Source organism: Prevotellamassilia timonensis (assembly GCF_021531665.1).
Classification (GTDB): domain Bacteria; phylum Bacteroidota; class Bacteroidia; order Bacteroidales; family Bacteroidaceae; genus Alloprevotella.
This window is the reverse complement of the sequence record NZ_JADYUH010000009.1, coordinates 1-24230: the sequence shown is the minus strand read 5'-3', so window position 1 is coordinate 24230 and position 24230 is coordinate 1. Positions and strand designations below refer to the sequence as shown.

At 54.5% G+C, this 24230-nt stretch carries 13 protein-coding genes; 6 read left to right on the top strand and 7 right to left on the bottom strand.

Features of this window, described 5'->3' with window-relative positions; genetic code table 11:
• Positions 1-407: 407 nt before the first annotated feature.
• The 4 genes from I6E40_RS03365 to I6E40_RS03350 all read left to right on the top strand — a co-directional run bounded on the left by I6E40_RS03365 (position 408) and on the right by I6E40_RS03350 (position 7511).
• Positions 408-4478: a glycoside hydrolase family 2 TIM barrel-domain containing protein gene (locus I6E40_RS03365; RefSeq protein ID WP_410897027.1), complete on the top strand. Its 4071-nt coding sequence runs from the start codon at positions 408-410 to the stop codon at positions 4476-4478.
• Positions 4479-4535: 57 nt separating this feature from the next.
• The gene (locus I6E40_RS03360; protein WP_235385497.1) at positions 4536-4766 is read left to right on the top strand and encodes a DUF4492 domain-containing protein; all 231 of its coding nucleotides are present in this window, start codon (positions 4536-4538) and stop codon (positions 4764-4766) included.
• A gap of 75 nt (positions 4767-4841) precedes the next feature.
• Complete coding sequence (locus I6E40_RS03355; RefSeq protein WP_235385496.1) at positions 4842-6335, top strand: cytochrome ubiquinol oxidase subunit I; 1494 nt, start codon at positions 4842-4844, stop codon at positions 6333-6335.
• A 42-nt stretch (positions 6336-6377) separates the two neighbouring features.
• The gene (locus tag I6E40_RS03350) at positions 6378-7511 is read left to right on the top strand and encodes a cytochrome d ubiquinol oxidase subunit II (RefSeq protein ID WP_235385515.1); all 1134 of its coding nucleotides are present in this window, start codon (positions 6378-6380) and stop codon (positions 7509-7511) included.
• A 195-nt stretch (positions 7512-7706) separates the two neighbouring features.
• On the opposite strand, the gene I6E40_RS03345 is transcribed toward I6E40_RS03350, so the two are convergent.
• The 6 genes from I6E40_RS03345 to I6E40_RS03320 form a co-directional block, all read right to left on the bottom strand.
• The gene (locus I6E40_RS03345; protein WP_235385495.1) at positions 7707-9116 is read right to left on the bottom strand and encodes an alpha-amylase family glycosyl hydrolase; all 1410 of its coding nucleotides are present in this window, start codon (positions 9114-9116) and stop codon (positions 7707-7709) included.
• Positions 9117-9231: 115 nt separating this feature from the next.
• The gene (locus I6E40_RS03340) at positions 9232-10620 is read right to left on the bottom strand and encodes a DUF5115 domain-containing protein (RefSeq protein ID WP_235385494.1); all 1389 of its coding nucleotides are present in this window, start codon (positions 10618-10620) and stop codon (positions 9232-9234) included.
• Between the two features lie 91 nt (positions 10621-10711).
• Positions 10712-11890, bottom strand: a complete 1179-nt coding sequence (locus tag I6E40_RS03335; protein WP_235385493.1) for a SusF/SusE family outer membrane protein — start codon at positions 11888-11890, stop codon at positions 10712-10714.
• 39 nt (positions 11891-11929) lie between these two features.
• Positions 11930-13549: a RagB/SusD family nutrient uptake outer membrane protein gene (locus I6E40_RS03330; protein ID WP_235385492.1), complete on the bottom strand. Its 1620-nt coding sequence runs from the start codon at positions 13547-13549 to the stop codon at positions 11930-11932.
• 77 nt (positions 13550-13626) lie between these two features.
• Complete coding sequence (locus I6E40_RS03325; protein WP_235385491.1) at positions 13627-16647, bottom strand: SusC/RagA family TonB-linked outer membrane protein; 3021 nt, start codon at positions 16645-16647, stop codon at positions 13627-13629.
• A 47-nt stretch (positions 16648-16694) separates the two neighbouring features.
• Positions 16695-18866 carry a glycoside hydrolase family 97 protein gene (locus tag I6E40_RS03320; RefSeq protein WP_235385490.1) on the bottom strand — a complete coding sequence of 724 codons (2172 nt, stop codon included), beginning with the start codon at positions 18864-18866 and terminating at the stop codon, positions 16695-16697.
• 414 nt (positions 18867-19280) lie between these two features.
• Here I6E40_RS03320 and I6E40_RS03315 point away from each other — a divergent pair, with 414 nt between their 5' ends.
• Complete coding sequence (locus I6E40_RS03315) at positions 19281-19424, top strand: hypothetical protein (RefSeq protein WP_235385489.1); 144 nt, start codon at positions 19281-19283, stop codon at positions 19422-19424.
• A gap of 223 nt (positions 19425-19647) precedes the next feature.
• Here the strand turns inward: I6E40_RS03315 and I6E40_RS03310 are convergent, their stop codons facing one another.
• Positions 19648-21525 (bottom strand): glycoside hydrolase family 13 protein, encoded by a 1878-nt coding sequence (locus tag I6E40_RS03310; RefSeq protein WP_235385488.1) that lies wholly within the window; start codon positions 21523-21525, stop codon positions 19648-19650.
• Positions 21526-21799: 274 nt separating this feature from the next.
• Here I6E40_RS03310 and I6E40_RS03305 point away from each other — a divergent pair, with 274 nt between their 5' ends.
• Positions 21800-23467, top strand: coding sequence for a DUF6377 domain-containing protein (locus I6E40_RS03305; protein ID WP_235385487.1), 1668 nt, complete (start codon positions 21800-21802; stop codon positions 23465-23467).
• Positions 23468-24230: the final 763 nt, after the last annotated feature.

Sequence of the window (24230 nt, the reverse complement as noted above, 5' to 3'; positions counted from 1 at the left end):
AGTGCAGGGTTGAAACGCCCTTTTCACAGTTGTCTTTCTGCCCCCTTCAGCACCGCTCCGTCACTACCTTAGGAACCACATAGAAGACCTACAGAACGTTCAGCGGACAGCCACATTTTTTCTTGAAATCCTTTTCTCCGCTCTTTCATTTCTGTGCAGAAGGCAAAAAAACGGTTTTTCTCTTTCCGCTTCACTTTTTTAACTCTATCTTTGTTCGCACTTAAGGGGTGTTCTATAAATTACGGAATAAGGAACGTTCAAAAGAAAGTGCTTACGTTTTCAACCTAATTTTTAGAACACCCCATAATCTCACGGGATGACAGCCCATTCTTCGCTGTGCAGACACCATCCCGAAGACTGCGAGAAAAACACAATCATAAAACCTAAATCAAATCTCAAATCCTACTATGCGAAAAACAATCACGACGTTGCTTGCGGGAATGCTCTTTGCCCCCGCTTGGGCACAGGTCAGTCAGCTCGGCGGCTTCTTCTACGGCGACATGGCTGCTCCTTCGGGTTGGGAATGGCAAAGCCCCGACTCTGTCGCCTACAACAAACAGCAGCCGCACGCTTGGTTCTTCTCCTTCGCTAACACCGAGGAGGCTCGAAAAGTGCTGCCCGAACACAGCAGCCTTTGGCGCTCGCTCAACGGACAATGGAAGTTCCACTGGGCTTCCAACCCCGACCAACGCCCGAAAGACTTCTACCGCACTGACTTTGACGCCTCCGCCTGGGACAACATCACCGTGCCCATGAGTTGGAACATGGCGGGAGCAGGAAAAGACGGCTCCTTCAAGTATGGTAAACCGCTCTACTCCAACCAGCGCGTCATCTTCCAACACCAAGTTCGCGAGGGCGATTGGAAAGGGGGCGTGATGCGCACTCCGCCGCAGGATTGGCTCACTTTCACGGACCGCAACGAGGTCGGCTCCTATCGCCGCACGTTCACCGTGCCCGCCGAATGGGACGGCAAACAAATCTGCATCAACTTCGACGGTGTCGATTCCTTCTTCTATCTCTACATCAACGGCAAATACGTCGGCTTCGCGAAAAACTCCCGCAACCTGGCACAGTTTGACATCACGCCCTATCTGAACAAGAAGGGTGAGAACGTGGTGGCTGTTGAAGTCTATCGCCACAGCGACGGCTCCTTCCTCGAAAGTCAGGACATGTTCCGCCTCCCCGGCATCTTCCGCAGCGTCTCCCTCACCGCCAAACCGATGGTGCAGGTGCGCGACTTCAAGGCAATTCCCGACTACGATGAAACCTTCACCCGCGCCTCCCTCAAAATCGAAGCCGAGGTGCGCAACTTGGGCAAGAAGGACGTGAAGGGATATAAACTGGCTTATAAACTCTACGCCAACACACTCTTCGCTCAGGACAACACGCCCCTCGACGTGACCACCGAAGTTCCCGTCAGTGCAGTGGGCGGCAAGGGACAGAGCATCATCGTTTCTGCCACCCTCGACGCCGGCACCGCCGTGAAGCCTTGGAGCGCAGAGAAACCGCAATGCTACACCCTGGTCGGCGAACTGAAGGACGCCAAAGGCAAGGTGGTCGAAACCTTCTCCACCAACGTCGGCTTCCGCAAAATTGAAATCAAAGACACACCCGCCGAGAAAGACGAGTTCGGACTCGCAGGACGCTACTACTACCTCAACGGACAACCCATCAAAATGAAGGGTGTGAACCGCCACGAGAATAACCCCGAAACCGGTCACACCGTTTCCCGCGCTCAGATGGAGAAGGAAGTCTTCCTCATGAAGCAGGGCAACATCAACCACGTCCGCAACTGCCACTATCCCGACGACCCCTACTGGTACTATCTCTGCGACATCTATGGCATCTATCTCGAAGATGAAGCCAACATCGAGAGTCACGAGTACTACTACGGCAAGGAGAGTCTCTCCCACGTTCCGGAGTTCAAGAACGCTCACATCGCCCGCAACATGGAAATGGTGCGCGCCAACGTGAACCACCCCTCCGTCGCCATCTGGAGTCTCGGCAACGAGGCAGGACCGGGCAAAAACTTCGTTGAAGCCTACAACGCCATCAAAGCCTACGACACCTCCCGCCCCGTGCAGTACGAACGCAACAACGACATCGTGGACATGGGCTCCAACCAATATCCTTCCATCCCCTGGGTGCAGGGTGCCGTGAAGGGTAACTACCAAATCAAGTATCCCTACCACATCTCTGAATATGCTCACTCCATGGGTAACGCCGTCGGCAACCTCGTGGACTATTGGGACGCCATCGAAAGCACAAACTTCTTCATCGGCGGCGCCATCTGGGACTGGGTAGACCAGGCGATGTATGGCTACGACAACGGTCACCGCTTCTTCGGCTACGGCGGCGACTTCGGCATGGACAACAAACCCAACGACGGCATGTTCTGCATGAACGGCATCATGCAGCCCGACCTCGCGCCCAAGGCACAATACTATGAAGTGAAGAAAGTCTATCAGAACGTCGGCGTCAAGGCGGTCGATATGAAGCAGGGACAGATTGAGATTTTCAACAAGAACTACTTTGAATCGCTCGCAGACTACGACATTGTCTGGTCACTCTGGAAAGACGGTGTCTGCGTGTTGAAGAACCAGCCGCTGCAGGGTGTCCGCAAAGCCGTGCAGGCTCGTGAGCGCATGAACTTCAAACTGCCCTATGACTATGCTTCTCTCGACCCCGAATCCGAATACTTCGTCAAAGTGCAGTTCCTCTTGAGCCGCGACATGCCGTGGGCAAAGAAGGGGTATGTGCAGATGGAAGAACAGTTGCCGGTTCGCGCCGCTCTCAAGCAAGCTCCCGCCGTCGCCTCTGTCGCCGTGAGCACACAACCCATCGTGGTGGAAGAGGATGGCGCAGCCTTCAAAGTGAGCGGCAAGGACTTCACCGCCAAATTTGACAAAGCCACCGGCTCCCTCTCCGCACTGACCTACGGCAGCCAGACCATCATCGAAGAAGGCAACGGACCGAAACTCGATGCCTTCCGTGCACCGACCGACAACGACGCCGGAGCAGGCTACCACGGAGACTGGTTCCGCTATGGTCTCTACAACCTGCAGCACAAGGCTCTTTCTGCCAAGGCTGTGCGCCAGGCTGACGGACGTCTCCAAATCTCCTTCACCGTCGAGAGCCAGGGCGCAGAAGGTTGCAGCCAGGTCTATGGCGACCGCGACCGCACCCCCGAAAAGGCTTACCGCTTCGACCAGGGACGCCACGCCTTAGGCGAGGATGACCTGAAGTTCACAACGAACCAAGTCTATACCGTCTATCCCGACGGAAGCATCGAACTCCAAAGCGCGATTTCTTCCAACCGTGCCAACGTCCTGCTGCCACGCCTGGGCTACGCCATGAAACTGCCCTCCGCCTTCAGCAAGTACTACTACTACGGTCGCGGTCCCATCAACAACTACAATGACCGCAAGACAGGTCAGTTCATCGAACTTCACGAGAGCACCGTGGCTGAGCAGGGCATCATGCTGCCCAAACCGCAGGCACAGGGCAACCGCGAAGAAGTCCGCTGGTGTGCGCTCACCAACGAACGCGGACAGGGCGTTGCCTTCGTCGCTGACGGTCTCATGTCTGCCTCTGCCCTGCCCTACAGTCAGCAGGAACTGACCGTGGCACCGCACCCCTATCAGTTGCCCGCTTCCTCCGGCACGCACCTCCACCTTGACGTCAAAGTGACTGGTCTTGGTGGCGCCAGCTGCGGACAAGGCGGTCCGCTCGCTGATGACCGAACCATGGCGAACAACCACAACTTCGGCTTCATCATTCGCCCGCTCAACATCGGACGCGCCATGGCTTCACAGATTCTCGAAACCACCAAGGTTTCCGCTTCCGGCGAACAACCCATCAGCATGGAGCGCAGCCGCGTCGGCAAAATCACCCTCTCCACTCCTGCCAAGAACCGCACCATCATGTATGCACTCAACGGAGCGAAGAAGGGAAAACCCTACACCGAACCCATCAACCTCCGCGCCGGCGGCACGGTGAAGGCATGGTACAAGGAAGTGCCCGAACTCAGCGTTGAAATGACCTATCCGCGTGTGGAGAGCGTGCCCCTCGAAGTGGTCTTCGCTTCTTCTGAAGAACCCGGCGGAGGCAATGCGGCTCACCTCACCGATGGCGACCCCTCCACAATCTGGCACACGATGTACAGCATCACGCTCGCCAAATATCCGCACTGGGTGGACTTCGACGCAGGCGAGACGAAACTCATGAAGGGTTTCAGCATGCAACCCCGTACCTCCGGTCAGAACGGTTGGATCAAGGACTATGAAATCTATGTCAGCCAGGACGGCAAGAACTGGGGCGAACCCATCTGCAAAGGCACGTTCCCGAAGAACGCCGAACTCAAGAAGGTGATGTTCGACAAACCCGTCAAGGCTCGCTACATCCGTCTGCGCGCCCTCAACGAACAAAACGGTGAGGACTTCGCATCCGGCGCAGAGTTCAATTTGATTGCGGACTAAGAGAATACCTTATATATAATAGGTAATACATTCTTAAAAATTCCTATATTTGCCCACATGAAGCGAATCGGTCACATCCTTCGCGACGTGTGGGCATTTTATGTCACCGGCTTCCGCGAGATGACTTGGGGACGCACGCTGTGGATTCTCATCCTCGTCAAGTTGTTCCTCATCTTCGTAGTGCTGCGCCTTTTCTTCTTCCGCCCCACGCTGCAAGGACTTGACAACGACGCCAAAAGCGAGACAGTCGGCAACAACCTCACGCTGCCACAGAGCGACGAACGGTGAACGACCTGAAGCCGTGCCTCCTTGGACGTTTCTGAACATACCTTACATCTAATCACATAAAAACACGTTTTTGATATGTTGCAACTGATTGAATCCGGTGTGATAGACTGGTCACGAGCGCAGTTCGCACTGACCGCCTGCTATCACTGGCTCTTCGTCCCGCTCACCTTGGGACTCGCCCTCATCATGGGCATCATGGAAACCATCTATTTCATCAAGAAAGATGAGTTCTGGAAACAATGCACACAGTTTTGGATGAAACTCTTCGGCATCAACTTCGCCGTCGGTGTCGCCACAGGTCTCATCCTGGAATTTGAGTTCGGCACGAACTGGAGCAACTACTCCTGGTTCGTGGGCGACATCTTCGGTGCCCCGCTGGCAATTGAAGGCATCGTGGCATTCTTCATGGAGTCCACCTTCATTGCCGTCATGTTCTTTGGCTGGAAAAAGGTGCGCCCCGGCTTCCACCTCGCCGCCACCTGGCTCACGGGACTGGGAGCCACGCTCTCTGCCTGGTGGATTCTCGTTGCCAACGCTTGGATGCAAGACCCCGTGGGCATGGAGTTCAACCCTGAGACCGTGCGCAACGAAATGGTGGATTTCGCCGCCGTGGCACTCTCGCCGTCGGCAGTGATGAAATTCCTCCACACGATTTCCTGCGGCTGGGTCACCGGCGCTGCCTTCGTCGTGGGCGTCAGCTGCTGGTTCCTGCTGCGCCGCCGCAACCGTGACCTTGCTGTGGCAGGCATCAAAGTGGCTGCCGTGGTCGGCGTGCTGGCTTCCCTCGTCGTCATGGGAACAGGCGACCAGAGCGGCGTGCAAATTGCCAAACAACAACCCATGAAACTCGCTGCCGCCGAAGGACTCGAACAGGGCGGAGCAGGTGCTCCCTTCAGCATCGTGCCGGGCGTGGAGATGCCCAACATGCTCTCCATCCTTGCCACACACGACATCAACGGCTTCGTCCCTGGCATCCACGACATCCTCAACGGCTACACCACACCCGACGGCACAGTACATCCCTCCGCTGCCGAGAAAATGGAACGCGGACGCAACGCCATCGCCGCATTCTCCCGCTTCCGCGAAGTTCGAAACACCGACCCCGGTGAAGCAGCCAAGGCACGCGAGGAACTCAGTCAGGACATGGAATATTTCGGCTACGGCTACCTTGAAAGCGCAGAACAACTCGTGCCCAATGTCCCCTTGGTCTATTGGTCTTTCCGCATCATGGTTGGCGGCGGCGGCTTCATGATTCTCGTCTTCCTCACCCTCGTTTGGTTGCAGCGTCGCGGTCGCATTGAAGAGTCCCGCCCGATGCTCTGGCTCGGTGTGCTCACCGTGCCCGCCGCCTATCTCGCCGGACAAGCCGGCTGGGTGGTGGCAGAAGTGGGACGTCAGCCTTGGGCAATCCAAGACCTGCTGCCGGTCAATGCCGCCGTCTCGGGACTCGCCACCGCCGACGTGGTGACAACCTTCATTCTCTTCGCCGTCCTCTTCACGCTGTTGCTGGTCGCCGAAATCCGAATCATGTGTCGCGCCATCAGCAACGCCCCCGAAATCACCAAGTAATCTTCAGACTCTTTTGACCACATAGCCCTCCCTTAAATCATGATAACCTATTCTTTCCTTCAGCAATATTGGTGGTTCTTAGTGAGCCTCCTCGGCGGCCTCCTCGTCTTCCTGATGTTCGTGCAAGGCGCCAACAGCCTCATCTTCCGCCTCGGACGAGATGAGGAAGAACGCAAACTCATCATTGGTTCCACCGGACGCAAATGGGAACTGACCTTCACGACCCTCGTCACCTTCGGCGGCGCTTTCTTCGCCAGTTTCCCACTGTTCTACAGCACCTCCTTCGGCGGCGCCTACTGGATTTGGATGCTCATCCTCGTGAGTTTCGTGCTTCAGGCTGTCGCCTATGAGTTTCAGGCAAAGCCCGGCAACGTGCTCGGTCGCGGCTGCTATCGTCGCTTCCTCGTTTTCAACGGTGTGGTCGGTCCCTTCGTCGTCGGCGCAGCAGTCGCCACGTTCTTCACCGGCAGCAATTTCCTCGTCACACACGATGCGCTTGGCTTGGGCGTGGCAGACGCCGGTCCTGTCATCAGTCGCTGGGGCAACGCCTGGCACGGCCTTGATGCCCTCTTCTGTCCTTGGAACTGGGTGCTCGGCTTGGCTGTCGTCTTCCTCACCCGCGTCCTCGGTTCCCTCTATCTCCTGAACAACCTCCACGATGAGGAACTGCGTCCGCGTCTGCGCCGCCAGGTACTCATTGACACCGTGCCCTTCCTCGTTCTCTTCCTTGCCTTTGTGGGACGCGTACTGACCGCCATCGGATTGGTCTATGACGCTGCCACCCAAACCTTCGTCCCCGAGGCGTATCGCTATCTCCACAGTTTCCTCTCCATGCCTTTGGTTGCGCTGCTCTTCTTGGTGGGTGTCGTGCTTGTGCTGCTCGGCATTCTCCGCACGCTGCTCAAACCCTCCACCGTCAGAGGAATCTGGTTCACGGGCATCGGCACGGTGCTCACCGTCACCGCACTGCTCTTGGTGGCAGGTCTGGACGGCACAGCCTACTATCCCTCTTCGCTCGACCCACAGAGTTCGCTGTGTCTCGCCAACAGTTGCAGCAGCGAGTTCACACTGACGGTCATGTCTGTGGTCAGCCTCCTCATTCCCTTTGTCTTGGCGTATATTGCCTACGCTTGGCACGTCATTGACCTCGGCGGTTTGAGTCGCAAAGATGCGTGAAAATCACCATGGCTGACCGCTAAACCAACATCCAGCCCGAAGCCCGGTAAAACGGACTTCGGGCTTTTTCTGTTGCTTTCCGGCAGAAGTTGGGTGATGAATCATTCAACTGGCGCGAACACGTTGATTTGTGTCCGCGCCAGTTGAATTATTCTCGCACCATGGGAATCGCTCCACTGAGCCTCCCATTCTGCCTCATTTCGCTATGAACTTTTTGCCGTTCTGAAGATACACTTGTCCCTTCTGCGGCACCATGACGCGGCGACCGTCCGGGGAGTAGATGGGAGCATCGGCATCGGAACTGTCGGCAGTAATGTCGCGGATTCCTTCCAGATTGTCAGAAAGATACATCGCCCAATTGTTGCCATCGGCTGCGAGGAAATAACCCTCGGGCACGGTGGTCGGTGCTGCATAGCCAATGCGAGTGATGAGACTGCCGTTGTGACCGATGGCGACACTCTCATAGTAGGTTGATTTGGCGGTCACCTTCACATCGCTCTCAGAGTGAATGCCCGCGGTGCGACGCACCTGAATCATTTTCTCAATGTCCTTGCGATAGGTGCCGCGCCAATGCGGCCAGAAGACACAGGGAATGCCCGGCGAAGAGAGGATGAAGGCATAGGCTTGGTCCACGTAGCCTGTGAATTTATTGGCATCACGATAGGTGTCGTGGTTATCGACGAAGGTGACGGCAAGGCGGTTGTAGTTGTGGTGGTGAATCATGCCGGCGGGACGCCACGTCGTTTTGTCCTCAATCCAAGACATGTTACTGTATTGCCCACGCTGCAGTCCGTTGTTGAGGGCGGCATATTTCATCGGGAAGTCAAACGCCATGCTTTGACGTTCCGTTTTCTCAATCCATGCTGCCACGTTGTCGTAGGAACCGTCCCAATACTCTCCGACGGAGATGTAGGGTTGGGAAGCCTCGTTGTAGAGTCCAACATAGGTGCCGCTGAAGCCCTTGACGAAGTCGTAGCGCCAGCCGTCGTAGCCATAGTCTCCCTTGAGCCAGGCGAGATAGGCTTTGCAGTCTTCCTGGACGTAGGTGGAAGTGTGGTCAAGGTCGCGTGCGCCGCCCCAGTTTTCACCCGTGTCGTAGGCACCCGTGGCTTTTCCGTTCCAGGAACCTGCTCCGGGGTCGGTGTTCATTTCGTCGTTGCGACAGATGTGTTCTGCGGTGAGTTGATAGGAGCCATACGTGCCGAAATCATCGGCGGTGAAGTTGCCCCAGTCGGTGTTGCCGGCGCGGTGGTTGATGACGATGTCTGCGAGGACTTTGACGCCCTTTTCATGGAGCGTGGCGATGAGTTTCTTCAGATTTTCAGCAGTCCCCCAGCAGGAGGTCTGGTTGTTCCACTGGCGGGGATGATAGCCCACGTTGTTGCCTCCGACCGCGCCTCCGCCTTCCGCGCTTGCCGAAGGTGGAAGCCAAACGACAGAGAAGAAGGGGGCAATTTCCGGCGCGAGAGCTTCCAGTTCAATCCAGCCGGTCTCCTTTTGAGAATCCCAGTAGAAAGCCTGCAACATGACATCCTCGCTTTCGGCAGGTGCCTGCGCCCAAAGCGGCAAGGCAAGAAGTGAGCAAAGGGAGAGAAGTTTTTTCATAAATGTTTTTCTTACAAATTAATTATGGTCTTCCGTCATCCTAAATAGAAAGGAGCCGGAAGGCGCCGTGAAATGCGCCTTCCGGCTTCAAAAGAGGATGCGGCGCTGCGGCGTGTCACTTCACGCTGCCTGTGCCGTTGGTGAAGTTCAGATAGGCTCGCTGTCCGGCGCCCACTTTCACGCGGGTCTGGTCGGGACCGGCACCGCGGAAGACAATCTCACCGTCGAGCACGATGAACTCAGTCTGCCACCACTCAACGCCTTCTTTCGGGTGAACACACATTCGGAGTTCAGCGTCAGCGACAAAGGCGGGAGAAACGAAGTCTTCATCCTTGCCTGTGGGCACAGTGAACTTGTGTTCCGGAGCAATTGCCCACTCACCGGCAGTTTCGCCCATGAGATAGACATCAGGCGCATAGGTTTCAAGCACCTTGTTCGTGGCATCTACATAGAGCAGATACCAGCCGCTGTTGCCAACCACGACGTTGCTGGTTCCTGTGAGACCGGCGCCGGCGTTGTCCACGAATTGCAGTTGGTCAGCACCGAAGTCACCGCCCCAGTCTGCCTGAGGTGCAAACTTGAACTCTTCACCTGCATTGAGATAGATGAGCGTCCAGAACTCGCCTTCGTGACCGTTAACGGGAACCATGGGTTTCCAGGTCGCCCCCCAGCCGTATTCAGAACCGGTGAGGTAGAGTTCGGCAGAGACGGGTTTGATGCTGTAGCGCCAGTTCACCATGTCGATGGTCACCTTGCTCTTTCCGGCACCGGCTTTGAAAGCCTGTGCTCCCTTCCAAGTGACAAAAGCATCGCTGCTGGTGTCACCATCGATGGAACTGCCCAGAAGGGCATCCCAGTTGATGCTGCCACCCACAAGGGCAGATTGCGGGAAAATCTTGAACCAAGTGTCAGCGAGCAAATCAATGGTGGCTTCAAAGACACCGTTGCCTTTGCTTTGCATGGGGAGCAGGTCGGCGGAAGTCCAGCCGAGAACGCCAATCAGATAGTAATTTTCTTCAACAGGAGGAGGAGTCTCCTGGAGATATTTCACAACCACGGGGACAGAGGTGGTGCGGAGCGCACCGCCGTCGGGAGCGATGATGCTGGCATCAACGGTGAGTTGAAGTTCACGTTCGATGCGCTGGCGGCTGAGATAAGCCACTTCCACCACGCTGTCGAGTTGAGCGACATTGACGCTGATGATGCCGTCCTCTTCGGTGAAAGGAAGCACATGCTTTTCATTCACGAAGAGCGTGTTCACTTTGACGGTGGCACCTTCGGGTGCTTCGGCGACAGCCCCGGTCTGGAGCAGTTGCACGACTTCGGGAGCAGCCTCCTTGTCGATGGTTTCTGTGGGCAGCGCCGTCATGGAAAGGGTCACGGCGTTGGCAGGGTCCTGCTGCGGATTGCTCTGCGGACTTGCCCAGTCCGTATAATCTTCATCGCAGGCGGTGAGGGAGAAGACCGTCAGAAGTGCGCCTGCATAGAATGCTAATCTTTTCATGGATTGGTTATGTTTTAAGATGAGAAAGCGGCGAGAGTTGCCTCGGTCGGGGAGAAGAGGACTCCCGCCGCTCGGTTTTCAGATTTGGAGATTATTCGACCACACCGGTTCCTGCGGCGAAGTTGAGACGAATCTTCTGACCCGGGGTGAGTTTGACAGAGTAGTTGCTGCCCTTGTCAGACTCCCAGTTGTCAAGGATGTTGTCGTTTTCGCGGTGAGTGATGACACCGTCGCAAAGCGTGAACTCGCTCTGCCACCAGGAAGCTTCGGGCACTTTGACAGAGAGGCGGGCTTCACCGGCAGCGGTGGCAGCGGGCGTAATCCACTCAAGTTCGTCAGCACTCAGCGTACACTTGCCTTGATCATCAAAGTCCCAAAGACCGCCGAGGGTGGCACCGATGAGATAAATCTCGGCAGGACGGATGTCCACAGTGTATTTCACTTCCTTGCCCACAATCTTGGTGGTCACGACGAAGGTGTACCAGCCGGCTTTGGTGACGGCGCTGTTTCCGGAGTCGGAACCTGCACATGCACCAGCCCCGTTGATGGCTTCGGGAGTGAAGGTGAGTTGGTCGTAGGTGCGTGCCTGTTCCCATTCGTTAGCTTCGGGACCAATCTTGAAGTTGGAATCGGCGGTGCAATGAACCACGGCATAGAACATGCCCGGGGTGTCGGTCACCTTGGCGAAGGGGAACCAAGTGCTCCATTCATTGCCGTTGATCTTACCCACGATGAACATGGACTCGGGCAGCTTGAGCGTCTGAACGGGTTTATAGACGTGAACCTGCGGCAGGGTGATGGGGTTGGAGTAGCAAACGCCGCGGTCGCTTTCGGTGATGTTGGCTTTGAGGCGCACGAGGACTGCCATCGTGTTGGGCAGGTCGGCACTGGGATGCACGGCTTCCCAGAGACCGACGAGTGCTTCGTTGAGTTCGTATGCATCCACGTTCAAAGTGGCGGAACGATAGGTGGAAGGCAGACTGACGTAGTTGGCTTCAGTCCCTTCAGTGGCTTCCACGAACTGCTCGTCGAGGGTGACTTGCACGGTGTAGGTTGTCGGGGCGGGGAAGCCGTAGGCAGGCTGCGTGCAGGTGAGTTCAACGATGGAAGCACTCTCAAGGTCAATCACGTTGTTCTGAGCGTAGGGCGGAGTGTTCAGTTGGAAACTCTCGCGCTCAGTCAGAATCGGGTTGCTGTCGGTGTCGGTTTCGCATGCAGCCATGAAGGGCAGCGCCAGCGCCAAAAGCAAATAACTAAATATCTTTTTCATGATAGTTTACGATTTAGATGATTTATTGGCACGGCTGAATCAATAGCCGGGGTTTTGGTGCATGTTCGGATTGTTGGTGATGTCCGTCTGCGGGATCGGGAAGAGGTTGCAGTGGTCGTAGGTGGAGGTTCCTTCATAGACGCCGGCTTTCCATTCCCATACATATTTATTGGTGGTGAACATGCCGAAGCGACGGAGGTCGGTGCGGCGGCGTCCTTCCAAGTAGAACTCGCGTCCCCATTCATTGACGAAGTTCTGCTCCGTCAAATCAACGCTGTTCCAAGGACGAGCATGAGCACGGTCGCGCAGCACGTTGATGTCTTCCAACACCACGGAAGCGGGCTGTCCGGCGCGCCAGTTGGCTTCGGCGCGGGTGAGATAAGCCTCAGCAAGACGGAGGAACGGAATGTCGGTGTCGGGCAAGTTGGGGTCGTGATAATCCGTGGTGCCGTCAGCGTGTTCGTTGGTCCACTTGGTGATGGCAAGACCGTTGGTGATGGTACCAATCTTCTCGCATTCAATCTTGCGTCCGTCGCCGCCGAAGAGCAGGGCGCGGTCGTCGCCGGCAGCCTGCGGAATGTCAAAGCGACCTTCGGTGAGAGGCACGTTGGCACGGTCGTTGAAGAAGAAGTCAGCCACGTTGGCACGAGCACGGATGCAGGTCCAAGCGTCGTTCGTGCCGTAGAAGTTCTGGCAACCGCTGGCATAGCAACTGCTGATGATGGTCCAAGTGCCGCCGTAGGTCTTGGTCTTCGTTCCGTCCTGACGGATGGGGAGCACGATTTCCTTCATGGCTTCAGGGTTGCGGTCGTTGTCGCCCATGAAGAGCTGTTGATAGCCGCTGAAGCCGGCGCTGCTGGTGGCACGGCTGAGGTCGTAGCCGCTGTTGATGGCGCGGGTGGAGAAATCCACGGCGTCTTCCCAGCGCGGTGTGCCGACGTAGGTTTCCGCATTGAGGTAGAGGCGGGCGAGCATCAGATAGACAGCCACCTTGTTGACCTGCCCGAAGTGTGTGCCTTCGGGGTCAGCGGGAGCGAGGAGGTCGCCTTCAAGGAGTGCCTTGTATTCTTCCTCAATCCAAGTGAAGAGTTCGGGTGCAAGTATTTCCTTCGGTTTTTCAGAGTCAAAGGTGGTCTTGAACGGAGCTCTTCCGAAGAGGTCGAGGTAGTACTGATAGTACATGGCGCGGAAGAAGCGCACCTCGGCGCAGCGTTGCTTGCTCTTGTCGTCGGCGAGGTTTCCGTAGAGGTCGAGGAAGTAGTTGCACTGCGTGATGTTGTAGCCGATGCGGTTGTAGAGCATGCGGGTGAAGAGGTGCTCGGAGTTCCAGGTGAAGTTGAGGAACTCAGACTGACCAGGGTCATTCTGCCAAGCCCAGAGACATTCGTCAGTGGGGAATTCCTGCTGTTCCCAGACACGGCGGAAGAAGGGGTTCTTGCCGGGGTCGTCGGAGATGTCCGGCGTTTCGGTGGCGCCTTTTTGTCCTGAGAGGACGAGCAGACCGTAGATTTTGGCATAGTAGCCGTCTTGGTCGCTTCCGCTCTGTGTTTGCGGGTTAATGGACGACTGGTTGAGGTCGTCGGCACACGAGGTGACTCCTAATCCCAGTCCGAGAGAGAAAGCCACGGGTGCCACATATTTTAGAAAATTGAGTTTCATAAGTCTGTAAAATCAGAGATTGACTTTAGATTTGATTTTTCTGAATGCTTTATAAAGCGTGTGGGATGGACTCGAGATCAGAACTTCAGATTGAGACCAATCATGTAAGTGCGGGGACGAGGATAGAAGTTGTTGTCTATACCTCCGTAGTCGGCGTTGCTGAGTTCGGGGTCGAGACCGTCATACTGCGTGATGACGAAGGGATTCTGCACGAGGAAGTAGGCGCGTCCGGAGATGCCTTCAAATTTGCCTGCTTTGAAGAGGTTGCGGAAGCTGTAACCCAAGGTGATGTTGTCGCAGCGGAGGAAGGAGGCGTTGCGAACGAAGTAGTCGCTCATGGCGTAGTTGCCCAGTCCGCTCCAACCGAGTTTGAGCTGTTCCACGGAGCGGTTGGTCCACTCGTTCTGCACGGTCATGCCGCTGAGGCTGACGTCGGCGCGGTTGCTGAGGAAGTCATAGTAGGCGTAGTTGTTCAGACTGGCGCGGAACGTGAAACTGAAGTCCCAATTCTTGTAGATGAACTTGGAGGTAAAGCCCATGAGAACGTCGGCAGAGGGTTTCTTATAGACGTAGCGATCATCAGGGTCGATGTAGCCGTTGCCGTTGCGATCGACGAACATGTTTTCAATGGGGTGACCGTTCTCGTCATAGACCTGCTGATAGACGTAGAAGGATTTGGCGGGATAGCCCACTTTGTTGATTTGGACCGTACCGCCGGCAGGGAGTTTGGAGGGAGATTTACCGGTGGCAACACCGCTGGCACCGTTGTAGAGCTCCGTAATCTTGTTTCTGTTCCACATCACGTTGTAGGACACTTCCCAGTGGAAGTCGCGGGTCTCGATGGGACGGGCGTTGAGGGTGAACTCGACACCATAGTTGTTGAGGCAGCCGATGTTCTTGTAGATGCGGTTGTTGAAGTTCGTTCCGGTTTCGACATCCACTTCAGAGAAGAGGTCTTCGGTGTGACGGAAGTAGTAATCCACAGAACCCTCGATGCGGTTGTTGAGGAAGGCGAAGTCGAGACCTGCGTTCCAAGTGGTGGTCTTTTCCCAAGTGATGTCCTTGTTGAAAGCGTTGGGACGGAGGGTGTGCATGTATTCATCGCCGATGGGATACTGCGCATAGTCGTCACCGACGTTGAAGAGCGGTGTGTAGTAGAAATCAACGGGAATGTTCTGCTGACCGGTGACACCCCATCCGAGGCGGAGTTTGAGGTCAGAGAGCCAGCTGACGTTGCGGAGGAACTTCTCGTTCTTCAGTTTCCAGCCGAGTGCCAAGGAGGGGAAGGTGCCCCAGCGGTTGTCCTTGTCGAAGCGGGAAGAACCGTCCCAGCGCATCGTGAAGGTGGCGAGGTAGCGGTCGTTGAAGGAGTAGTTCACGCGTCCGAAGTAGGAAAGCAGGGAGTTGCGGGAAGCATAAGCCGTGGTGGCGCGAGTTGTAGGATCTTTTTCTACTTCCAAATAGGGGTCCCAGCCGCCACCTTCACCAAATCCGTTGTGGTGGAAGTGCTGTGCTTCCGTACCAGCCATGACATCCACGTTGTGCTTGCCGAAGAGGTGCTGATACTGCGCGTAGATGTTGCCTTGGAGGTTGTATTTGTACTTAGCATTGCGCCAAGTGTTTCCAAAGTAGTTGTTGGAAGCGGAATAAGGAGAGATTTCGGTTCTCTGGTCACCCTCGCTGTAGTCACCGCCGACATTGGCGTGGATGTGGAGGTCTTCAAAGCCGTGAATCTTGTAGTCCAGTTCCAAGTTACCAATCAAGGACGTGCTCTTGGCATGGTCGTTTTTCAGTTCGAGCATGGCGAGCGGGTTGGCAGTGTTCTTGGTGTTGGGCTGAGCCGTCCAAGAGGGGTCGCTGAAGGAGGCACCGTCCGACATGTGCTGATAGTAGCCTCCGGTGAAGCGGCTGTAGGGATTGCCTTCTTCAAAATAGACGGGCTGCGTCGGGTCCATGGACAAGGCTGCGCCAATGGCACCTTGGTCAGCATAGCGGTTCTTCGCTGCCATGTACTTGGCATTGAGGTTCACGCTGAGGTGGTCGTTGAAGAAGGTCGGCGCGAGATTGACGGAGGCAGTGAAACGTTCAAAGCTGCTGGTCTTGAGCGTACCTTCATCGTTGGTGTAGCCGAGGCTGACGCGATAGGGCAGGAAGCCCAAGCCGCCGTTGACGGAGAGATTGTGGTCGTGGCTGACGGAAGTCTGGTAGATTTCGTCTTGCCAGTCGGTGTTGGCAGTGCCAAGAGGCAGGGTGGCTTCGCTGCCGAAGCGTTCCTGCACCATCTGACGGAATTCGTCGCCGCTGAGGACGTCAAACTTCTTGGCAAGCGTTCCGATGCTGACACTACCGTTGTAGGTGATTTGCGGACGGCTGTTCTTGCGGCCCTTCTTGGTGGTGATGATGATGACACCGTTGGAGGCGCGAGAACCGTAGATGGCAGTGGCGGAAGCATCCTTCAGGACGGTGAAGCTGGCGATGTCTTCAGGATTGACCATTGCCAAGGGGTTGGAAAGACCCTGCACGCCTTCGTTGTCCATGGCGAGACCGTCGATGACGATGAGCGGGTCGTTGGAGGCGTTGAGCGAAGAACCACCGCGGATGCGGATGGAAGCGTTGGCACCCGGCTCACCACCCTTGGTGGCTACATCGACACCGGCAACCTTACCAATGAGCATGTCCTGCGCATTGGTCGTGATGCCCTTGGTCATTTCGTCGGGTTTGATGGCGGTCACCGAACCGGTGGCGTCTGCCTTCTTCACTTTGGCGTAGCCGACCACCACCGCCTCGTTGAGGGTGGAGTTGTCTTCAAGTGTGATGACAACGGTGCCGTCGGCTTTCACGTTGGACACTTTGTAGCCGATGTAGCTCACGCGAATCATCGTGCCGGGCTTCACGTCGAGGCGGAAGTTACCGTTCACGTCGGTTTGTGTGGCTGTCTTCGTGCCGGGCACGGTGACAGTGGCAAACACCACGGGCTCACCGGATTTGTCTTGCACATGTCCTTGCACCTTCAAGGTCTGAGCCGAGGCGCTGAGTGACATGCAAGCTCCTGACAACACCAGTGCCAGTAGCTTAGCGTTAATATTAGGTTTTCTCATGTTATTAAACTGGGTTAAGTTTACATGCAATGCGGAGGGAGTTGGGGTCACTGTGCCTTGATGGCGATGGCGAAGCCGCCGCCGGAGGCTGCGCGGAGTTTAATTCGCGTTTTGGAAGTGACGTTCATCTGTTTGATGGTGTATGCCTTGGGGTTCTTGTCCCAAGAGGCGTCTTTGGCGTCGGCATAGATGGTGGCGACGTATTTCTTGCCAGGCGTCAGGAAGTCAAGGTTGAAGTTGGCATCGTGTCCGTTCTCGTCTGCCGTGCAACCGACGAACCAGTCCTCTGAGCCTTTGGCTTTGCGGGCGATGGTGATGAAGTCTCCGGGTTCTGCCTCAAGATAGACGCTCTTTTCCCAGTCGAGGGCGACGTCTTTGATGAACTGGAAGGCATCGAGATGTGCTTCGTAGTGTTCGGGCACATCGGCTGCCATTTGCAGCGGGCTGTACATGGTGACGTAGAGCGCGAGCTGACGGGCGATGGTGGTGCGGACGCGGCTGTTGTTCCCAGGGTTCATTTTGGAGCAGTCGGTCTCAAAGATGCCGGGCGTGTAGTCCATCGGACCGCCGATGAGGCGAGTGAAGGGAAGAATGGTGGTGTGGTCCACGGCATTTCCGCCAAAGCTTTCGTACTCTGTGCCTCGTGCGCTCTCGTTTCCGATGAGGTTGGGCCAGGTGCGGCAGATGCCGGTCGGACGGGTGGCTTCGTGTGCGTTCACCATGATGTGATAGTCTGCGGCTTTCTCAATGCAATATTGATAGTGGTTGTTCATCCACTGACCGTAGTGATGCTCGCCGCGCGGCACGATGTTGCCGACGTAGCCGCTCTTGACGGCGGGATAGCCATGATCCACCATGAACTGATAGGCTTTGTCAAGGTGACGCTCATAGTTGCGGGCGGAGGCGGAAGTCTCATGGTGCATAATCATCTTGACGCCTTTGGCAGCGGCATATTTCTGAATCTCGTTCACGTCAAAGTCGGGATAGGGCGTGACGAAGTCGAAGACATAGTCCTTCTCGTGTCCGAACCAGTCTTCCCAGCCCACGTTCCAACCTTCAACGAGCACGGCATCAAAACCGTGGGCGGCGGCAAAGTCGATGTAGCGCTTCACGTTGGCGGTGTTGGCAGAGTGCGTGCCGTTGGGTTTAGCATGTTCAAAATCGGTTTCGCCGAGCTTCACGGTGCTGAAATCGTTGGTGTAGCTCCAGGTTCCTTTATTAGTAATCATGTCCCACCAAACGCCGATGTATTTGGTAGGCTTAATCCAAGAGGTGTCCTTAATCTTACACGGCTCGTTGAGATTGAGCGTGAGACGAGACGCGAGGATGTCGGTGGCTTTGTCACTGACGATGACGGTGCGCCAAGGAGAAACGCAGGGTGCTTGCAGATAGCCTTTGTCTCCGCGGGCGTCGGGAGTGAGCCAACTGTTGAAAGTCATCGTCTTGTCATCATAGTTGAGGTGCATGGTGGAGTAGTCGATGCAGGCTGCTTCGTGGAGGTTGATGTAGAGTCCGTCGTCGCTCTTCATCATCAGCGCTGTCTGCACGCCTCCTTCCCAAATGGGGGTTTGCGAAGAGTTCTGCGTCACGGCAGCTTTCATTTTGCCGCGAATCTCGCTGAGGCGGGAGGTGACGGTTTCATATTCCTGCGTGTCATAGTCTCCGGGCAGCCACCAGGCGGTGTGGTCGCCAGCCATGGCGAACTGGCTGTGCTCTTCTTTGATGACGAAGTAGGTCAGGTTCTTCTGTTCGGGGAACTCATAGCGGAAGCCGAGCCCATCGTCAAAGAGTCGGAAGCGAAGACGGATGAAGCGGTCGTTTTTGGGTTGGTTGAGGGTGACGCAGAGTTCGTTGTAGTGGTTACGGATGCTGCTTTCTTCTCCCCAAACGGGAGTCCAGGTCTCGTCAAAGGCGGATGTCTTTTCTTCGGTTTTGACGAAGCCGGTCATGAGGTCGGCTTTTTGTTCAAGTTTGGAGGCATCGGCTCGCGTCTTGAACTCGAAGTCCTGTGCTTTGTTGGGGTCTTCCTGTTTCAAGGCAATGCCGAGATGAGAGGGACGGATGACGTCCTTCCCTTTGTAGGTGAGTTGATAGGTGGGGCGTCCCTCAGCATCAAGGCTGAAGTCCATCTTGAGTTCGCCGTTGGGCGAAAGGAGTTGCTGTCCTGCGGCGGTGAGGCTGAGGAAGCAGGCAGCGAGAATGAAAACTTGTTTTTTCATGGTTTGCAAAAAAGCGGGGTCAATAATTTTTGGAATAAAGGGGGGTGCACAAAAGAAAGTGGTTACGTTTTCTACCTCATTTTTGGAACACCCCAAAGAGAAAGTCGGCGAAGCCATGCTACCGCTTCGCAATGGCTGATTTAAGGTTGTTTTGAAAACTGGACGTGGCAAAAGTACGGGTTATTAATACGCACACGCCGGAGTGTAATAAAAATATAAATTACGAGAACTTAAAATTTCGGTTAAGTCGCAGATTTCTAGCATGATGTGTGAAAAGGTTATGAAGAATTATATAAATGTTTGTGAAGACTTTTAGGCGGAAAAAACCACGTTTTTTCATCTAAATGAGCTATAAATGAGGAGAGGATGAGGAGAGGATGAGCTGAGGTTGAGTTGAGGTTTGATTTCTTAGAGATGAACTTTGAGAATGGAGGCAGAAGCATGGCGAGCGATGTGACTGACAAACACCGATTCTTCCGACACAACTCAGAAATCACAGGAAAAACCTTCCCCGACTACGACCCCTACACCATACAACGGGCTGAGGTTTATAGTTGAACGGTCATTCCTGCACAATCGACCGGTTTTTATATCCCCGACAACAACCATCTTCAGCACACTAAAAAACGCGACAGCCCCTTCTCACGAAGAAGCTGCCACTCAACTTATCAGTATTTACCTAAAACTTCTATAACTGAACGTTTGACTTCGGTTCAGTTCTCTTCAACATTATGCGTAGGCTTTGTGTAAACTATGAGAATTTATTGTATCACTTAATATCTTATTGAAAATCCAAGATGAAGATGTCGCGGGGCGCAAGGCGAAGGGTGTCGCCGAGACTGACCGTGCGGTCGGTGATGACTTCGCGGGCGACGGATTCAGGCAGCACCTCGGCGTAGCGTCCAAGCGGAAGCTCCACCTCTTGGTTCGTACCGTTCATGATTACGGTGACGGTGCGACCTTCGGCTTGGCGAGAATAGACGTAGGTGCCGTGGTTGATGGCATAGTGGCGAAGCGTTCCGCGGCTGATGGCATCGTTTCCACGACGCCACTGCAGCAAGCGACGGGTGAAATCATGGGTTTCACGCATTAGCGGCGTGAGTCCCTCGCCGCTGAGGGCGTTGATGGTGTCGCCACTGAATCCACCCGGGAAATTGGCTCGGAGCAAGCCATCGCCGCCGCCCTTGTTTGCCGCCATGGCAAGTTCGTCGCCGACATAGAGCTGCGGGATGCCGCGCAGGGTCAGCAAGAGCGTGAGTGCCTGACGATAGCGGGTCGTGACGGATGCTTGAATCGGCACTCGGGCGAAACGGTCCGTGTCGTGGTTGCTGAGGAAGGTCAGCAGATGGGTCGGGTCGGCATAGACCGCATCTTGCGAAATGTACTCGTAGATCCGTGCCAGTCCCTTGTCCCAATCGTTGGTTTCCTCGTCGAGGGCACTGTTCAGCAGTCCCATGAGCGGGAAATCCATGACGGTGGGAAGTTCGGAATCGTTGTCCTGTCCTGCCAGTTTGGAACCTTTCTGCCACTGACTGACGCCCACGTTGTGGTTGAGCCAAGTTTCTCCGACGATGTTGAAGTGAGGATATTCAGCCAGCAAGGCTTGGTTCCAGCGCGCCATGGCTTGGCGGTCGGCGTAAGGATAGGTGTCTTGACGGATGCCGTCGATGCCGGCATACTCTGTCCACCAGATGCTGTTTTGAGTGAGATATTTCCAAACGTGCGGATTGCGCTGATTCAAGTCGGGCATGACCTCCACGAACCATCCGTCCCGGGCATTCGTTTTGTCTGCTTCGCTGCCGTGGATGTCGGTGACGGCTGAGATGCGATAGGAGGTTTGCACATAGCGGCTTCCGCAGTTGAACCAGTCGTCGTCGGGGCGGTCGCGAAAAAGGAAGTTCTCCGAGCCGCAGTGATTGAACACCATGTCCTGGATGACTTTCATGCCACGCTTGTGAGCCTCATCAATGAAGCGGACGTATGCCTCGTTGCCACCGAATCGAGGGTCAATCTCGTAGTAGTCGGTGATGGCATAGCCGTGATAAGACGTGGAAGGCATGTCGTTCACCTGCAGCGGCGTGGGCCAGACGGTCGTCACACCAAGGTCGTTCAGATAGTCCAACGCCTTTGTCATGCCGGCGAGGTCTCCGCCGTGTCGTGCGTTGGGTTCCTGCGAGGCAGTCTGCTCCTTCAGTCCCTTGACCACATCGTTTGAGGGGTCTCCATTGACAAAGCGGTCGGGCATGAGGAGATAGACCACGTCGGAGGCATCAAAACCCTGGGCACGCGTTTTTTGGTCGCGCTGACGCAGTTCGTAGGGCAGCGTCTTCACCTTTCCGGCTTTTCTGAGGTGGATGGAGAAAGTTTGCGCCGGCGCATGCTTGGTTTGCAGATATAAAAGAAGATAGTTTGTGTTGGTCGGACGAACAATGGAGTCAATGCTGACGCCGTGGGCATCAAGTGTCACCTCGCTGCGTCCCACCTCGGGAGCATGAAGCAGAAGTTGCAACGAAGCATCGTGCATGCCACTCCACCAAAACGCAGGCTGCACCTTGAGCGCAGGCTCTCCGGACTTGCTCCGCCGGGAAGCGGCAGAGGAAGAAGATGTCAGCGCAACGACGCTGAAAAAAAGCGTGAAAAGACGTAAGGAATGCCACATGCGAACATGGTTTTGTTTCTGCTGCAAATTTATTCTTTTCTCTCGCGGGAATGCAAGCGAATGTAAGAGAAATATAAATAGCGAAATAAACTAATATATTGAATTACAGGTAGAACAAGCTTTCAAGCACCTCAAAAAATAGAAACGGAATCACAACGCTGAACGGGAGAAAAAGGCTTCGTTCTTTGACTCTTAAAAATAATTTAATACTTTTGTCATGCCATTGACGTCGTCGATACTGGCGTTACGTCTTTATCTTCAACACGAGAATACTATGAAATTACCCCTTCTGTTTGCCATCCTGACGATGACAACTGCCTTGTCCGCCCAGAATCTGAAGATTAGTCCGACCATTGAGCAGCAACTCAAGGAACTTGATGAGATTGTGGAGAACAAAGCCAGCTATCACGCAGAGAGAGAGAAACAAGCCGCTCAACTCAAGCAACAGGCAAAAAGCGCACAAGGACAAAGACGCGTCAATCTTCTCAAAGAAATTTTTGACCTCTATTCGCACTTCCAAGTGGATTCCGCACAAATCTATCTCGACATGCTGGAAAACATGCCCGAAGTGAAACAAGAGCCTGCACTCGTGGCTCTCACGCAAATCGCACAAGCGGAAATCCAGACCGTCGCCGGACTCTATGCCGACGCCGAAAACGCACTCAACAGCGTGGACCCGACGCTCATCACTCCCGAAAGACAAGATTTGCGACTCTACTACTACAGAACACGACGAACACTCAGCGGATGGATGGCGCACTACTCTCAATTTGAGAAGGTCAAGAAACAATGGGAACAGAAGGTGTGCCGCTTCCGAGACTCGCTCATCAGCATCGACCCTAATCCCATCACCTGCAACGTGGTGCGCGCCGACAAAGCCAACGCAGAAGGAAAACCTGCGGAAGCTCTGAAGTTCCTCCTTCCACTCACAAAGGGAATGGACAGCAACCTGCCGGATCCCTACGTTTGCTTCACACTCGCAGAAGCCTACAATGCCCTCGGGATACAAGAAAACACACTTTCCTATCTCATCAAAACTGCCAAAGCAGACCTGCAACAAGGAACCACAGAATACATGGCGCTCCCTTGGCTCGCACAACTCCTCTTTGAAGCTGGACAGGTCGAAAGGGCTTATGTCTATCTCCTCTGCGCCATGGAAGACGCCAACTTCTGCAACGCCTCGCTCCGCTCCATCGAGGCCTCAAGCGTCTTCCCCATCATTGACCGACAATACAAACAAACCACACACGAACAACACCAGCGCGAACGAATTCTGCTCTACGTCATGGCAGGACTCCTCGTCGTCGTGCTCCTCATCGTCGTGCTCCTCATCCGCCAAATGAGAAAACTACACCAACTCCGGAAAAAACAGACGGAGACCAACAAGAATCTGGAGGAAACCAACAGAGCCATGCAGCAAACCATGGAAAAACTGAACCAAACAAACGAAACGCTGCAGCAAACCTACGCGGCACTGAGACTTACGGACAAAATGAAGGAGGAATATATCGCTCGCTACCTCGACCAGTGTCGAACCTACATCGAGGAGATGGAGAAGAATCGCAAAGACTGTCTCCGAATGCTCAAACAGCACCAGATTGAAGAACTCTACCGGACACTTAAAAGCGAACAGCACATCCAAGACGAGCAGGAAAAATTCCTCATTGACTTCGACACATCATTCCTGACACTCTTCCCAAACTTCATCAGACAATTCAACGAACTCCTCAAACCGGAAGAACGCATCGTGACGAAATACGAAAACCAACTGACCACGGAAATGCGCGTCTTTGCACTCATCCGACTCGGAGTGAAGGACACACAGAAAATTGCTCACTTCCTCAACTTCTCCATCGCCACTGTCTATAACTACCGCTCCAAAATGCGAAACCGAGCCCTCGGCAACCCCGCCGACTTCGAAGCAAGAGTGGCGGAACTGTAGAAACTTCTCCTCTTTAATCTTCCAACGCTCCCTGACGACGTTTTGACAATTACTTGATAGTACTTTTAGTAAGGGGTGTTCTAAAAATTAGGTTGAGTTGATTTTTGATTTCTTAGCGATGAACTTTTGTCAGTTGAGGAAGGAGCATAGCGGGCTATGTGACTGACGAAACTTACAAAAGGGCGCGCTAAGAAACGAAAAGCAACCAAAACGTAAGCACTTTCTTTTGAACGTTCCTTATTCCGTAATTTTTAGAACACCCCTATAAGGGGTGGCGCATCGCGTCACCTCTTTTTGTGTTACGCGCAATCAAACCGTGGTCAAACTCTCCGAGGCAGCTCTTCCGACACCTTGGACCTGAAACTCGGAATGGAGCATCGCCGACAAAAAACAGTCGGAAAGAATCGTGACGAAAGCATGCACTATACGTAAATAAAAGGGGAAAGAAAAAAACTCTGCAAACTATACACGATCCCTACATTATGCTCTTTATCCTGCTGATTCTCCGCGCGTTACAAAATGTATAGTTTGTGCTCCAAACCCTACACAAACCATATATTGAGGTGTTCAAAACCCTACACAAAACGAAACGCAAACCCTACACAAAACGAAGCACAAACCCTACACAAAACGGCGCGCAGTTTTACTTAGGTGCGCACCTAAGAAAAATTAGGGGAAGGCTAAGAAAAATTAGGGGAAGGCTAAGAAAAATTAGGGGAAGGCTAAGAAAAATTTGAGGAAGGGAAAGAAAAATTTGAGGAAG